The following is a 13985-nucleotide window of genomic DNA, read 5'->3' on the forward strand; positions in this document are numbered from 1 at the left end:
GAGTCCTTCGAAGGGAGACGCGACTGGAACAGGCTGGGGTGTTCAGACAGTGCGTCGTCGTCGCAGGCCGGACCGCAGGCGCAGGGCGCTCACAGACTCCGGGCTGATCGACATGTCAGCCATTATGCATGAAGTACGGCGAGGGTGCGGGCCGCCGGTCGCCCAACGGCACGATCGCGGGTACGTCGGTCTCGCCGAGAATGACCCGTCGTACCACTCGCTCCGCGGCCCGGCCGTCGTCGTACTCGCAGAACTTCTCGCGGTAGAGCTGTCGGTGCTTGGCCGCCTCCGGTGCGGCGAAAGCCCCGGTACGGAAGGCGGTGTGGAGTTCCTCCAGCGACCGAGCGACCAGTCCGGGCGGGAACTCGGTGACGTCGAAGTACGTGCGTTCCTCGGCAGGGCCCTCGACGAGGAGCACGATCGGGCGATCCAGGTTCGCGTAGTCGAAGGTGATCGAGGAGTAGTCCGAGATCAGTACGTCGGCCGCGAGCATCAGGTCCTCGTCGCGCGCATGATCCGAGGATCGCGTCCGGGTCAGTACCCGGGCGTGATCGCCGAGGCCCTGAGTGAGCTGCCCGGGGTCGCGCGCCTCGCCCGTCGGGGCGTAGAGCACGACCAGGTGCGAGTCGTCGAACCCGAGCGAGGCCCGGATGGCCCGGACGTCGTCCACGGTGGCGGTGAGCAGCCGGTCGTTCCGCGGGTAGCCGTACTCGAGCTCCTCGAAGTACGCCGGGTAGGTCCGCTCCCAGATCTCCGAGGAGTACCGGTTCGAGGAGAGGTTGAAGTCCCACCGGTCGACCTGGTGCATCAGCTCCTCGACGTCCAGGTCGGTCGTGGTGTAGCGCAGATCGGTGCCCGTGGTCGTGAGCGGCGTACCGTGCTGGGTCTGTAGGTGGATCTGGCCCTCGCGCTTGTCCAGGTCCTTCGGCCAGTTCATGTTGCTGACGAAGTACGTCGCCTTCGTGAGCAGCTTGTCGTACGCCGGTGATCCGGAGACGACGTACTCGACACCCTCCGGGATCGCGCTCACGTGGTCGGCGTCGACGACCCAGACCCCGCGCAGCTGCGGCGCCAGCTCGGCTGCCTTCTCGTAGATGGCCCGCGGATTGCAGGCGAACTGCTTGAACCAGTACGACGTGAACGCGGCCAGGTTCGGATCGAGTTTGCTCCGCCGCAGCAGCTTGCCGACGGACTTGCGCGGACTCTGGACGTGCAGCATCCGCGCACTGAGCTTCAGCGTCGAGTACGTCGCGTAGTCGTCGTGGATCAGCAGCCAGCGTTTGAACCCGCGACCGGTCCGGTCGGACGTATACCCCTCCGGCTTCCACCGCTTGGCGAACGCATGCGCCGCATGGAAGAACTCGGCCCGGTCATCCGGATCCAGCCGCTCGGGCTTCGCGAGTACGGCGAGGATGTGGTCGAGCGACCGGTCGAACGCGAACCGGCGCCAGCCGGCCAGCTCCGGGTCGGACAGGATGAAGGCGTGCACCCGGTCGTACTGGTCGAAGATGTCCCACTGCTTGTGGCCGCGGGTGGCGTGGATGTTGCCGCCGGTCCGGTGCTGCCGGTAGTGCACGACGACCCGGTCCAGGGTGGCGATCCGCTCGGCGGTCAGCATGGTCGAGTAGGTCCACGGGGCGTCCTCGTAGAAGCCGGCCGTGAAGGCGAACCCGTGCCGGCTGAGGAAGTCGCGCCGGTACGCCTTGTTCCAGACCACCTCGAGGAAGGTCAGGAAGATCGGCCGCTCGGCCGCGGTGAACACCCCCGCGCCCTCCCAGGCGAACGCGTCCCGCCGCTGGTTGCGCACCATCCGGCCGTCCCAGAAGATCCGCTCGTAGTCGAACATGACGATGTCCGGCCGTCCGGCGTTGTCGATCCGGTCCGCGAGCGCGGCCAGCGAGCCGGGCAGATACTGGTCGTCGGCGTCCAGGAACAGCACGTACTCGCCGCGGCACTCCTTCAGCCCGGCGTTCCGGGCCGGCCCGAGCCCGACGTTCTCCTCCAGGTGCAGCGCCCGCACCCGCGGGTCGGCGGCGGCGTACTCGGCCAGGATCCGGCCGGACCCGTCCAGGTCGGCGTCGTCCACCCCGATCACTTCGAAATCGGTGAACGACTGGGTCAGCACCGAGTCCAGGCACGGTCGCAACCACGCCCGCGAGGCGTGGCAGGGAACCACGATGCTGAACTTGGGGACGGTACCGAGCGCCATACAACCTCATCCTAGGGTGCAGGTATGAGTACAGATGTGTTCGAGCCGCTTGCTGCTCTGGAAGGGGTCGGTTCGGCGGCCAGGGCTGCGCGGGATGCGGTCGATGTGCTGCTGCGTGACCGCGGGCTGCGCAAGGTCGGTTCGGACGTCACTGCGGAGGCACTGCTGCGTGGCGCGCACGCCTCCGCAGCCCTGGCCGGCAGCCCGGCGACGCTGGACGACGTACGCCGAGGAGCCGCCGACGGACTGGCCTCCGGCGCGGTCCGGATGACCGGGGAGCTGATGGCACTCGCACCGCAGGTGGACACGGCTCCGGTGCAGGTCTGGACCAGACTGCACCAGTTGGCCGCGGCCGACCTGGGCCCGGACGTCGAACTGGGCCACCTGCGGACCAGTCAGGAGCCGGTCCCGGACGACATCCCCGGCCTACCGCCCGCGCCGCCTGCCGACGAGATGTGGGACCGGTTGAGTGCTCTTGCGCAGAACCTGACCCGGCCGACCGCGGCGCCGGGCCTGGTGGTCGCCGCCATCGTCCATGCCGAACTCGCCGTACTGCGTCCGTTCCCGACCGCGAACGGACTCGTTGCCCGCGCCGCCGAACGCTGCCTGTTGGTTGCCCGAGGCATCGACCCGGTCGCGGTCACAGTGCCGGAGGTTGGTCACTTTGCGTTGGCAACTTCGTATGCTCCGGGCCTGACCGACTACACAGCGCGAGGTTTGACCGGCGTTCGTGACTGGTTGCTGCGGTCGTGTGAAGTCGTGTCATTGGGTGCCGAGCGGTCGCCGCTCGCCCCCTGACGTGCGAACGGCGCTCTCGAGTGAGAACGCCGGTCGCTCGCGCGCCATCCTGGTTACCATGCGTGCACCTGTTTGCCGCCCCATGGCGTTGGCCTGGGGTCGCGCTGCCCGTTTGGGATGGGCTGGTCGCCGCGTGGGTGTCCTGGCTGCCGTGCAATCTCTACCGGACCCGAAGGTCCTTTGTGCTTCCTTTGTACTCCTGAAAACCCTTCCTGTGAAGGGGATGCGAGGTCTTCATGGAGTTGAGAAGAATGAAGCAAACTTCAGCTTTCGGGTCCGTCGAGCTGTCCGCGCGAGCTCCTCCGGCCGGCCTTCCGACCCGCCTTTCGAGTTGCTAGAAACAGTGCCCAGGCGGCCAGTCCGGCGACTGCGACGGTTGCCAATGCGGGACGCCGTACGTGTCGCAGGTGTGAGCGTTCGGCCAGGCCGACGGGCTCGCTGAAGTCGAGGATCGGCCAGTCCCGCGCGACCGCGAGCCGGCGCAACGCCTTGTCCGGGTTGACCGCGAACGGGTGACCGACCGTGGCCAGCAGCGGCTCGTCGGTGATGGAATCCGAATAGGCGAAGGAGGTTGCGAGGTCGTAGCCCTCGGCCTCGGCCAGTGCACGGATCGCGGTCGCCTTGTGCGGACCGTACGCGTATTCGGCGATCTCACCCGTGTACTTGCCGTCAGCAACAATCATCCGGGTGGCGATCACCTTGTCGGCACCCAGCATCGCGCCGATCGGCTCGACCACCTCGGCCCCGGACGAGGAGACGATCACCACGTCCCGGCCGGCCGCGTGGTGCTGCTCGATCAGCTCGACCGCCTCGTCGTGGATCATCGGCGTGACGATGTGGTCCAGGGTGTCGGCGACGATCGCCTGCACGGTCCGGACGTCCCAGCCGGTGCACATCGCCGAGATGTACTCGCGCATCCGCTCCATCTGGTCGTGGTCGGCGCCGCCGAGCAGGTACACGAACTGGGCGTAGGCGCTGCGGAGCACGGTCCGGCGATTGATCAGACCGCCGGCGTAGAACGGCCGCGAGAACGCGAGCGTGCTGGAGCGGGCGATGATGGTCTTGTCCAGATCGAAGAAGGCGGCCGATCGGGTCGCTTCGGGGTGCTCCATGGCGTCCACCTTAGGCAGCCGGGAGAAACGCCGAGGGGACCCGGGCTTTTGCGTGGGCCGGTCTCCCGTTAGACTGGTGAGCAGTGTGACAGTGACACTGGTTGGGATCGCCGTTTCGGCGAGCTCAAGCCTGGACGAAACAGATCCGGTTCGAAATCGAACTGAGATGTGTGGAAGCTGGATTCGGGGGGTACATACCTCCTGACAGTGGCAGACTGTCGCCTCCTGAACGGCCCCCGGCTCCTCCCCCCGAGCCCGTGGCCGAAGACGGCCCCCGGTCACCCCCCCGCCGGGGGCCGTCGCCTTTCCTCCTCCAGGAGGAGAGGCTTTTTTGCTGTTCGGCCTCTTGCGGTGGGCGCCTCCGCGTGTAAAGAACTGTGCATTTCTCAGCTTCGGTGAGCGTGAGAGCGCGGCCATTTTATGCAGGGTCTTGACAATGTAATTGAGTAGTCACACTTTGTAAGTCATGAAACCGCCTGCGTACCGCCCCCAGGCAGCGGTCATCACCAGCCTGCTCGTCGTTCTCATGGGTCTTCTGATCCCCGGCACCGCCTCGGCCGCCACCAACCTCGTCACCAACGCCGGCTTCGAGTCCGGCAGCCTGTCCGGATGGTCCTGTCCGGCCGGCAGCGTCACCACCTCGGCCCCGCATTCCGGGTCGTACGCGCTCCAATCCAGTCCCAGTGCGAGTGACATAGGTCGCTGTTCCCAGTCGGTACCGGTACAGCCCAATACGGCGTACACGCTGTCCGCCTGGGTGAAAGGCTCGAACGTTTACCTGGGTGTCGACGGTGGCGCCAGCACCTGGACCACGAGCAGCACATGGAGCCAGCTGACTGTCCCGTTCACCAGTGGCCCGTCGGCCACCTCGGTCACCATCTACCTGCATGGCTGGTACGGGCTACCGGCGTACCAGGCGGATGACGTCGTACTGGATGGGCCGGGTGGGACGGCTGACACCACTGCACCGTCGACTCCGGGCGGTCTGGCCGTCGGAAGCCCGACCTCGAGCTCACTGCAGCTCAACTGGTCCGCCGCCTCTGACGCGAACGGCATCGACCACTACGACGTCGTACGTGGCACCGGTGCCGCGCAGAGCGTCGGCAACGTCACCAACTGGACCGCCACCGGCCTGAGCCCGAGTACGACGTACTCCTTCAAGGTGCGGGCGTGTGACCCGAGCGGCAACTGCTCGCCGTACGGCGCGACCGTCTCGGGCACCACCTCGAGCGGACCGACCAACCCGCCGGCCGGTGCGCTGCCGAAGCACGCGGTCACGGGCTACTGGCAGAACTTCAACAACGGCGCGACGGTGCAGCGCATCTCCGACGTCCAGGCCGCGTACGACGTGATCGCGGTCGCGTTCGCCGACACCGACCCGTCCCGGCCGGGTGGCATCACCTTCAACCTGGACAGCGCCGGACTGGGCGGTTACACCGTGGCGCAGTTCAAGGCCGACATCGCGGCGAAGCAGGCGGCCGGTAAGAAGGTCATCCTGTCGGTCGGTGGCCAGAACGGCACCGTCTCGGTCGCCGACCCCACGGCCGCGGCCAACTTCGCGAGCAGTGCGCTCTCGGTACTGCGTGAGTACGGGTTCGACGGGATCGACATCGACCTGGAGAACGGCGTCAACGCGCAGTACATGGGTCAGGCGCTGCGCAGTCTGCAGAGCCAGTTCGGTAGCGGACTGGTGATCACGATGGCGCCGCAGACGATCGACATGCAGAGCACGTCGTTCGAGTACTTCAAGCTGGCGCTGGCGATCAAGGATATCCTGACCATCGTCAACGTGCAGTACTACAACTCCGGCTCGATGAACGGCTGCGACGGACAGGTGTACTCGCAGGGCACGGTCGACTTCATCACCGCGCAGGCCTGCATCATGCTGCAGGGCGGACTGCGTCCCGACCAGGTCGGTCTCGGCGTACCGGCGTCGTCCCAGGCAGCCGGTAGCGGCTACGTGTCACCGACGATCGTCAACAACGCACTGGACTGCCTGACCAAGGGCACCGGCTGCGGCAACTTCAAGCCGAGCACCACGTGGCCGACGCTGCGCGGTGCGATGACCTGGTCGACCAACTGGGATGCCTCCAACGGCAGCCAGTTCGCCAACCAGGTCGGCGGCCACGTCCACTCACTGCCCTAACCGCGCCTAGCCATGCACAGTTATCGACCCGCTCCGGTGCTGGAGGCGCTCGGTGTCTGCTCGGAGGACGAGCAGCTCTACCGGGCGCTTCTGGCCCGCCCGGAGTGCACAACGACTGATCTGGCCCGGGAGACCGGCTGGCCGGCCACGCGGGTTGGCCGGCATCTGCGGTCCCTGCTGTCCCTAGGGTTGGCCGCCCGTACGCCGGGACGTCCGGCTCGCTACGTTCCCGCCGTACCGGAGGCTGCCGTCGAGCTGCTGGCACTGCGCAAGCAGGCCGCGATCGTGCAGGCCCGTCTGGATGCGTCGGTGTTGTCAGCGGAGTTCCGTCAGCGCAATGCCTTCACTGTGGTCCGCGGGGCCGAGGCGATCGCACAGCGCTTCTACCAAGCGCAGCAATGCGCTCGGGAGGAGGTCCTGGTTCTCGACCGCCCGCCGTACGCCGTGGTGCCGATCGAACCGCGGCGGGCGCATGGGGTTACCTACCGGACTATCTATGACATGGCGTCGCTGACCGGGCCGGGTGAGCTGGTGGCTGCCAGGTCGGCCGGGTGCCGGATGCTGCGCGACGTACCCCTCAAGCTGCTGATGGTGGACCGGCGTACTGGACTGCTGCCCACCGGTCCAGACGTGCTTGTTGAGCTCGGGCCGTCCAACCTGCTCGATGCGCTACTGCGTTTGTTCGACCTGCTCTGGCAACAGGCGACGCCGCTGACGCCGACTGCCGGCGAGGGGCCACTGACCTCGGATGACCGCCAGCTCCTCTCGCTGGCGGCAGCAGGCCTGACCGACCAGGCGATAGCCCGCCGACTCGGCGTCGCTCAGCGCACGGTCGAACGTCGCATGCAGCGCATCTTGAAGACCCTCGACGCCACTACCCGGTTCCAAGCCGGCCTCCGGGCCGGGCAACGGGGTCTGCTCGTCTAGTCGGTGACGTCGGCGACGGTCGCGTTCAGGGCCTTGGCCAGAGCCTCGGCGTCCACGGTGATGCCCACACCGTGGTCGCCGCCGCCGAGGGAGATCGTGCCGGTGATGCGTTCGTCGGCGATGACCGGCCACGCGTGCGTGCTGCCGAGCGGAGTGATCGTGCCGCGGACGTACCCGGTCACGTCGAACGCGGTGTCCTTGTCCGGCATCGAGATGCGGTTGACGCCGAGCAATGCGCGCAGCTTCGGCCACGCGATCTCCCGGTCGCCGGGAACCAGGACGAACCGGTAGTCGTCGTCGGACAACCGGACCACGATCGTCTTGATCAGCCGGGCCGGCTCGATACCCCGGGCCGCCGCGGCCTCCTCCAGCGAGTTCACCCGGCCGTGCCGAGTCACCTCGTAGCTGAGCCCCAACTGGTCGGCTGCGTCGGTCGCTTTGGTCACCTGGCTAGTTTGACAGGCACTTTCCGGAGTAGCACGGAGAGTACGAGCGTGACGAAGAACAGCGCGCCTGCCTCGAGTGCGACACCACCCCAGCCGGCGTGGGTCCACGCCGTACCTGCCAGACCTCCGAAGACCGAGGAGCCCAGGTAGAAGGAGAAGAGGTACAGGCTGGATGCCTGGCCGGTGCCACCGCCGCTGACATGGGCACGGGCGGGAACCCAACCGCTGGCGACGCCATGGACCGCGAAGAAGCCTGCCGTCATCAGCGCGAGGCCCAGGATGATCAGAGGCAACGGTGCCGCCAAGGTGATCGCCACACCGGCCAGAGTGATCAGACAGCCGATCGGAACGACCGCACGGCGGCCGTAGCGGTCCGCGAGCGATCCGGCGGTGGCCGAGCCCACTGATCCGAGCAGATAGACACAGAAGACGAGTCCGGCGGCTCCTGCGCTGAGGTGGTACGGCGATCCGGACAGACGGAAGACCGCTCCGTTGTAAACCGCGACGAAGGCGCCGACAGCGGTCGCGGCGATCCCGTAGAGGGCCAGCAGCGCCGGGTCCTTCAGTACTGGCCAGATGTTGACCCGTCCGGAGCTTGGGTGGAAGTTCCGTGAAGCTGGCAAGAGGAGCCAAACGAGGGCTGCGCACACGACTCCGACTACTGCGATCCCGCCGGTCGCGAATCGCCACCCGGCGACATCCGCGAGTCCTCCGGCGATGAGACGACCGGCCATGCCGCCGACCGTCGTACCCGCGATGTAGAGGCCGCTGGCTCGCGCGTGACTGTCGGAATGGACCTCTTCGCGTAGGTAGGCCATCGCGACCGCGGGTAGCCCGGCCATGGCGACACCTTGGAGGCCGCGGAGTAGCAGGAGGGTGTGCCAGGTCGGAGCGACCGCGCTGAGCAGTGCGAAGGCAGAGGTCGCCGCGACCGACCACCGCATCAGGTTGGTCCGGCCGATCACCTCGGAGGCGGGGCCGGCGATCAGAAGCGCGATGCCGAGCCCGAGCGTGGCGAACGACACGGTGAAGGCGCTCTGGCTGGGGGAGACGTGAAAGGCATCCACGAGCTCAGGTAGCAGCGGCTGCGTGCTGTAAAGGAGAGCGAACGTCGCCAGGCCGGCCGCGAAGAGAGCGATGGAGAGCCTGCGGTACTCCGGATCGCCGGGCAGGTACCCGGGCTCGAGGGCGACGGACTTGTGCATGTCTTCGACGGTCGCATAGCTTGTGCGATACGTAAAATGTCGATCTCAGCAGTAATCGATACACTTTCCGCATGCATGTCGAGGATCTGCGGTGGTTCGCCGTACTCGCGGAGACCGAACACCTGACCGAGGCGGCGACGACCCTGGGGACGAGTCAGCCGAATCTGTCCCGGGCGCTGCGCCGGGTCGAGAGTGCGTTCGGGGTGCAACTGTTCGAGCGGGAGCACCGGGGCGTCCGGCTGAATCCGTACGGGCGACTTGTGCTCGATGCGGCTCGGGCCGGGACGGCGGCGGTCGACACCGCGCGGCAGCGGATCGACGCGCTGCTCGATCCGGACTCGGGGACGGTTCGGTTGGGGTTCTTGCACTCGGTCGCGACCAGCCTGGTGCCTGATCTGCTGAAGGCGTTCCGCGAGGAGGCGCCGAGTATCGGGTTCGCGCTGCGGCAGGAGCCGTCCCACGCCATCGTCGAGGACCTGGAGAGTGGTGAGGCCGAGATCGGGATCATCGCGCCGCGGCCGGACCCGGAGGTGTTCGGTTGGCATCTGCTCGAGCAGCAGCGGCTGTGCCTGCATGTCCCGCCCGGGCATCCGCTGGCGACGAAGCGACAGGTGGAGCTGGCCGTGGCGGCCGACGAGCCGTTCATCGGGCTGCGTCCGGGGTTCGGGTTCCGGCGGATCAGTGAGGAGCTGTGTCGGGCGGCCGGGTTCACACCGCGGCTGGCGTTCGAGGCGACGGACCTGGCCACGATCGACAGTTTGGTCGGCGCCGGCCTCGGTGTGGCCGTGCTGCCGGCCGGGGCCGTTCGGGGGAACGACAGCGGGGCGGTGTCCATCCCGTTGGCCGGTGTTCAGGCGCGGCGCGAGATCGGCATGGCCTGGCGGTTGCGGACCCAGCTCAGCCCGGCGGCTGAGCGTTTCCGGACGTTCGTCCGATCCCGGCCGGTCACGTCCTCTTGATGCCACTTTCGTAGCGTTCGTCCAATTTTCACGGTGTCGACTTGCAGAGAAGGGGCTTTCCACCGCACTCTTTCCTGCGTGAGGAAGCGTCTCAGTTCGTTCCGGCCGAGCCGGCGCATGCTGTTCGCCGCGGGCACCGCCGCCGCGGCGTCGACAGTCGCGTCGGCATCTTCGGCGTCGGCTGAGGCGGTCATCGGGCTCGCCTCGACGGGCGGATACGGCTCCGGGACGCTCGGCGCCTGGGAGCGGCAGGCCCGCGCGATCTCGAACGAGGCGCAGATCCGCAGGACGCGGGAGTCCGACGGCGTCTTCATGTTCGGCGACAGCATCGGCGTCCAGGACGGACCGGCGCTGGCCAAGCAGCTCTCCAAGCTCGGCATCAGCGTGGCTGTGCACAACTGGGCCGGCCGCCCGGTGACCCCGGCCGTCGACGCCCTGGACACTTGGGCGCAGGACTACGGACTGCCGCACCGGATCCTGATGTCGGTCGGGTCCAACGACATCTTCACGCCGCCCGCTGTGGCCGCTCAGGTCGACCGGACGATGCAGATCGTCGGCGAAGAGCGCACGGTCTACTGGGTGAACGTGCAGGCGGCCCGCACCGCGCACGGTCCGGCCGTGCAGGTCGCGGACCAGCGCAACAGCGCGTGGATCAACCTGCAGCTCGTGGGCGCACAGCGCCGGTACGAGAACCTCCGGGTCGTGCCCTGGGCCGAGCACCTGGCCTCCAAGCCGAACCGGCTGGCCCGGCTGCTCCGCGACGGCCTGCACCCCTCGGTCCCGCTCGGGCAGAACGCCCGCAACGGCCTCATCATCGACGCGATCAAGGCCGGCTGACAGCGCAGCGCCGTACGGGAAAGCCCGCACGGCGCTGCGATGGTGTTGTCAGAATCCTGCGGTGATCCGGGTGAAGTCCCAGTCGCCCTGGGCGATGCCGCTGCAGTTGGAGACCACTCCGCCGCCGGCACAGCCGCGGTCGCGGTTCACCGACCAGAACGCCAGCCGGCCCAGGCCGTTGGACTTGGCCCAGTTGGTGATGTTCTGCCAGGTCGCCGTACTGGTCAGCTCCTGCTGGTCGGACAGGCCGTTCATACCGGAGATGCCCTGGTGGGCGTAGGCCTGCGCGGTGGTCCAGCCGAACGTCGCCTTGAGCTTGTTGTTCAGGCCCGTGGAGGCGGCGACGGTGTCGTTGTAGATGTTCCCGCTGCCGAAGTCGAACGGCATCAGCGTGAAGATGTCGATGTTCGCGCCGAGGGCCGCGGACCGCTCGATCAGCCGGTTGCCGTAGTACGTCGGACCGGTCGTCGAGGTACCGAAGGTGACGATGGTCTGGATACCGGCGTTGTTCTGCTTGACGATCTTGAGGGCAGTCAGGATGCGGTCCTGGACGGCCTCGTTCTCGAACTCGTCGGAGTTCTCGATGTCGATGTCGATCGCCTTCAGGTTGTAGGCGTTGATCACCTGCTGGTAGGCGCCGGCCAGGGCTTCCGGCGTACCGCAGTTCGGGCCGAGCTTGTTGCCGCTCCAGCCACCGAACGACGGTACGACGTCACCGCCGGCCGCACGGATCGCCGCGATCGCGTTGGCGTCCGCACCGCCTTGCAGTGGGCGTGTGCTGTCCCAGGCCGGGCTGCAGCCACCACCGGACAGGACGAACGCCATGGTGAACCACTTGATCCCGGTCGCGTTCATCACGGTCGCCGGGTTCGGCGGGTCACCCCAACCCAGGTAGAGGTACGGCGCCGCCTTCGCGCTACCCGTGTTACCTCCGCCGCCGGTCGTGGTCTTGACGGAGATGCTGCCGCTCTTAGCACCCTCACCGGCGCTGTTGGACGCACTGACCTGGTAGCTGTACGTCGTGTTCGCGCTGAGCCCGGAGTCCGTGTACGACGTACCGGTCGGCGAGCCGACCTTCGAGCCGTTGCGGTACACGTTGTAGCTGGTCGCGCCGGATGCTGCGGACCAATTGAGGCTGACCGAGCTCGAGGACGGCGTACCCGAGAGGCCGGTCGGTGCACCAGGCACGGTGCCACCACCGCCGCCCGAGCACGAGCCGCCGTTGAGCCGGCAGGCGGCGAGACCGGGGAAGTTGCCCGGGCTGCCGTTGAAGCCGAAGCTCACCGATGCGCCCGGTGCGAGCGGACCGGCCCAGCCGGGCGGGGTGAAGGTGTGCGTCTGGCCGCTGGCGGTGTGGGTGGCGTCCCACGCGCTGCTGACGTTGTAGCCGGACGGGAAGTCCAGTGCGACCGACCAGGTGCTGAGTGAGCTGGTGGTGCCATTGGTGACGGTCACCTTGCCTTCGAAACCGCTGCCCCAGTCGGACACCTTCGTGAAGGCTGCGGTGACTCCTGCGGCGTTCGCGGCTTGTGCGGTCAGCAGCGCGATGACCACCGCGGTGATGGCTGCTATGGCCAGAGTGATGCGTTTCATGATGCTCCGATCAGTGGGCGGTACGTGATCAGACCCGGCCCCAGAGTGCGGGGACGTTCGGTGGCTCCCAGCCGGTCAGGGAGGTGTGTCCCTGGATGCACTTGTAGGTGACGCCGTTGTAAGTCACCAGCGCACCGGTCGCGTACGTCGTGTTCGGCGCCCACGGGGTCGCCGTGGGAGGTGTCGTAGGCGGCGTGGTGGGAGGCGTGGTCGGGGGAGTTGTGGGCGGTGTTGTCGGGGGCGTGGTCGGCGGCGTGGTGGGCGGGGTGGTCGGAGGACCGCTGCAGCCTGGTGTGTCGGCGTTGACCGCGTTGACCACCTGGTTGAAGAGAGTGACGCCGGGGTCGAGCGCTTCGAGGGAGTACATCATCGCGCCGCCCAGACCGTTGCAGTGCTGGTAATCGGCCTTGGCCTTGATCGACTGGGCGTTGTCACCGGACCAGAACGTCCCGTTACTGAAGAACCACGACGACTTGGTGGCGTCATCGAAGTACGACATCGACGGGTTGTCGACGAAGCCGGTGAGCTCCTTGTAGAAGGACACGCCGGGGACGTTGCCGCTCAGTGCGTGCCCGTCGGCCGGTCCGGTCGCGGGTTGGTACTTGCCGTTCGCCGTGGCCGGGACGCCCTTCCATCCCCGGTAGTAGAAGGGATAGCCGATCGTCAGCTTGTTCGCCGGGAAGCCACCGGGGATGCCGTACGCCGAATCACCGGTCGTCCAGGCCTTCACGGCAGCGTCCACGGAGTACTTGCCCTGGCCCGGTGGGATCGGGTTGCTGGGGTCGCCGGGAGCCGTGTAGAGCGGGTCCTGGAAGTTCGTCGGACCGGTGGCTTCCCAGCCGCCGTGCATGTCGTACGTCATCAGGTTGTTGTAGTCGAGGTACTGCCCGACCTTGTTCGTCTCGATCGTGGCGATCTTGTCCTGGCCGGCCGGCATCGCCGCGGTCAGGTAGTAGCGCTTGCCGGTTTGGTTGCCGTAGGCATTGAGCTGGTTGCGGAACTCGGCCAGCAGCAGGGTGAAGTTCTGCTTGTCGGCGGCGCTGTAGTGGTTGCCGACGTGACCGTTCGGCGAGCCCGGGTACTCCCAGTCGATGTCGACGCCGTCGAAGATGCCGGCCGCCGATCCCGGGCCGCCGAAGCCGTCGACCATCGGCAGGTCGCCCTTGAGGAACATGTTCAAGCAGGAGCTGACCAGGGTCTTGCGCTTCGCGTCGGTGGAGGCGGCGTCGGAGAAGTACTTGGAGTACGTCCAGCCGCCGATCGAGATCAGGATCTTCAGGTTCGGGTACTTCGCCTTGAGCTTCTTCAGCTGGTTGAAGTTGCCCTGGATCGGCTGGTTCCAGACATCCCCGACCCCGTCCACGCTGATGTCCGCGCCGTACGACTTGCCGTAGTCGGCGAACGCGTCGCCGGCGCCGTCACCGGCGTTCGGGTTGTTCTCGTCCTGCGAGGCGGCTTTGTTGGCCATGAAGCAGGTGTGGTCGGTCGGGTGGATGTTCGCGAACGCGTAGTTCAGGAAGTCCAACTTGCCGGCGACGCCGGTGGTGACCATGTTCTTCGGGTAGAAGCCGTTGGCGTAGATACCCCACTGAGCGAAGTACGCCGTCTTGACGCCGCCGCTCGTGGCTGCGGCGGCGGTCTGTACCTCAGGGGTGGCCAGCGAGATGCCGGCCGCGGCGACGAGGGCCGTGGCGGCGACGGTGGCCGTGGCTGCGAGCATGCGTAATCGACTCATGGGCGGGTCCTCCGGAGC

Annotated in this window: 11 protein-coding genes; 5 read left to right on the forward strand and 6 right to left on the reverse strand. The window is 67.4% G+C overall.

Going from position 1 to position 13985, the window contains the following annotated elements; translation table 11 throughout:
• Positions 1-115 precede the first annotated feature (115 nt).
• Positions 116-2209: a CDP-glycerol glycerophosphotransferase family protein gene (locus AB0L70_RS08275; protein ID WP_363681401.1), complete on the reverse strand. Its 2094-nt coding sequence runs from the start codon at positions 2207-2209 to the stop codon at positions 116-118.
• A gap of 24 nt (positions 2210-2233) precedes the next feature.
• Here AB0L70_RS08275 and AB0L70_RS08280 point away from each other — a divergent pair, with 24 nt between their 5' ends.
• A complete protein-coding gene (locus AB0L70_RS08280) occupies positions 2234-3007 on the forward strand; it encodes a Fic family protein (RefSeq protein WP_363681403.1) in 774 nt (257 codons plus the stop codon).
• Between the two features lie 263 nt (positions 3008-3270).
• On the opposite strand, the gene AB0L70_RS08285 is transcribed toward AB0L70_RS08280, so the two are convergent.
• On the reverse strand, positions 3271-4119 hold the full coding sequence (locus AB0L70_RS08285; protein ID WP_363681405.1) for an HAD-IB family hydrolase: 849 nt from the start codon (positions 4117-4119) through the stop codon (positions 3271-3273).
• Positions 4120-4585: 466 nt separating this feature from the next.
• Between AB0L70_RS08285 and AB0L70_RS08290 the strand changes: the two genes are divergently transcribed.
• Both AB0L70_RS08290 and AB0L70_RS08295 read left to right on the forward strand, forming a co-directional pair.
• Positions 4586-6265, forward strand: coding sequence for a glycoside hydrolase family 18 protein (locus AB0L70_RS08290; protein WP_363681407.1), 1680 nt, complete (start codon positions 4586-4588; stop codon positions 6263-6265).
• 12 nt (positions 6266-6277) lie between these two features.
• Positions 6278-7192: a helix-turn-helix transcriptional regulator gene (locus AB0L70_RS08295; RefSeq protein ID WP_363681409.1), complete on the forward strand. Its 915-nt coding sequence runs from the start codon at positions 6278-6280 to the stop codon at positions 7190-7192.
• On the opposite strand, the gene AB0L70_RS08300 is transcribed toward AB0L70_RS08295, so the two are convergent.
• Both AB0L70_RS08300 and AB0L70_RS08305 read right to left on the reverse strand, forming a co-directional pair.
• Positions 7189-7638, reverse strand: a complete 450-nt coding sequence (locus AB0L70_RS08300; protein WP_363681411.1) for a YbaK/EbsC family protein — start codon at positions 7636-7638, stop codon at positions 7189-7191. The two genes, AB0L70_RS08295 and AB0L70_RS08300, sit on opposite strands and share 4 nt — an antisense overlap.
• Positions 7635-8843, reverse strand: coding sequence for an MFS transporter (locus tag AB0L70_RS08305; RefSeq protein ID WP_363681413.1), 1209 nt, complete (start codon positions 8841-8843; stop codon positions 7635-7637). The genes AB0L70_RS08300 and AB0L70_RS08305 overlap by 4 nt, the downstream gene beginning before the upstream one ends.
• A 71-nt stretch (positions 8844-8914) precedes the next feature.
• Between AB0L70_RS08305 and AB0L70_RS08310 the strand changes: the two genes are divergently transcribed.
• Positions 8915-9802: a LysR family transcriptional regulator gene (locus tag AB0L70_RS08310; protein WP_363681415.1), complete on the forward strand. Its 888-nt coding sequence runs from the start codon at positions 8915-8917 to the stop codon at positions 9800-9802.
• A 78-nt stretch (positions 9803-9880) separates the two neighbouring features.
• The gene (locus AB0L70_RS08315; RefSeq protein WP_363681417.1) at positions 9881-10639 is read left to right on the forward strand and encodes a hypothetical protein; all 759 of its coding nucleotides are present in this window, start codon (positions 9881-9883) and stop codon (positions 10637-10639) included.
• Between the two features lie 48 nt (positions 10640-10687).
• Here the strand turns inward: AB0L70_RS08315 and AB0L70_RS08320 are convergent, their stop codons facing one another.
• Both AB0L70_RS08320 and AB0L70_RS08325 read right to left on the reverse strand, forming a co-directional pair.
• Complete coding sequence (locus tag AB0L70_RS08320; protein ID WP_363681419.1) at positions 10688-12232, reverse strand: cellulose binding domain-containing protein; 1545 nt, start codon at positions 12230-12232, stop codon at positions 10688-10690.
• A 28-nt stretch (positions 12233-12260) separates the two neighbouring features.
• Positions 12261-13967 carry a glycosyl hydrolase family 18 protein gene (locus AB0L70_RS08325; protein ID WP_363681421.1) on the reverse strand — a complete coding sequence of 569 codons (1707 nt, stop codon included), beginning with the start codon at positions 13965-13967 and terminating at the stop codon, positions 12261-12263.
• Between the last annotated feature and the right edge of the window lie 18 nt (positions 13968-13985).

The organism is Kribbella sp. NPDC051952, assembly GCF_040680855.1.
In the GTDB taxonomy this organism is placed as follows: Bacteria; Actinomycetota; Actinomycetes; order Propionibacteriales; family Kribbellaceae; genus Kribbella.

Excerpts from the sequence above, each read along its gene's own strand:
- AB0L70_RS08305 (WP_363681413.1), bottom strand. The coding sequence starts at position 8,843 with ATGCACAAGTCCGTCGCCCTCGAGCCCGGGTACCTGCCCGGCGATCCG.
- AB0L70_RS08310 (WP_363681415.1), top strand. The coding sequence starts at position 8,915 with ATGCATGTCGAGGATCTGCGGTGGTTCGCCGTACTCGCGGAGACCGAA.
- AB0L70_RS08290 (WP_363681407.1), top strand. The coding sequence starts at position 4,586 with ATGAAACCGCCTGCGTACCGCCCCCAGGCAGCGGTCATCACCAGCCTG.
- AB0L70_RS08295 (WP_363681409.1), top strand. The coding sequence starts at position 6,278 with ATGCACAGTTATCGACCCGCTCCGGTGCTGGAGGCGCTCGGTGTCTGC.
- AB0L70_RS08285 (WP_363681405.1), bottom strand. The coding sequence starts at position 4,119 with ATGGAGCACCCCGAAGCGACCCGATCGGCCGCCTTCTTCGATCTGGAC.
- AB0L70_RS08280 (WP_363681403.1), top strand. The coding sequence starts at position 2,234 with ATGAGTACAGATGTGTTCGAGCCGCTTGCTGCTCTGGAAGGGGTCGGT.
- AB0L70_RS08320 (WP_363681419.1), bottom strand. The coding sequence starts at position 12,232 with ATGAAACGCATCACTCTGGCCATAGCAGCCATCACCGCGGTGGTCATC.
- AB0L70_RS08325 (WP_363681421.1), bottom strand. The coding sequence starts at position 13,967 with ATGAGTCGATTACGCATGCTCGCAGCCACGGCCACCGTCGCCGCCACG.
- AB0L70_RS08275 (WP_363681401.1), bottom strand. The coding sequence starts at position 2,209 with ATGGCGCTCGGTACCGTCCCCAAGTTCAGCATCGTGGTTCCCTGCCAC.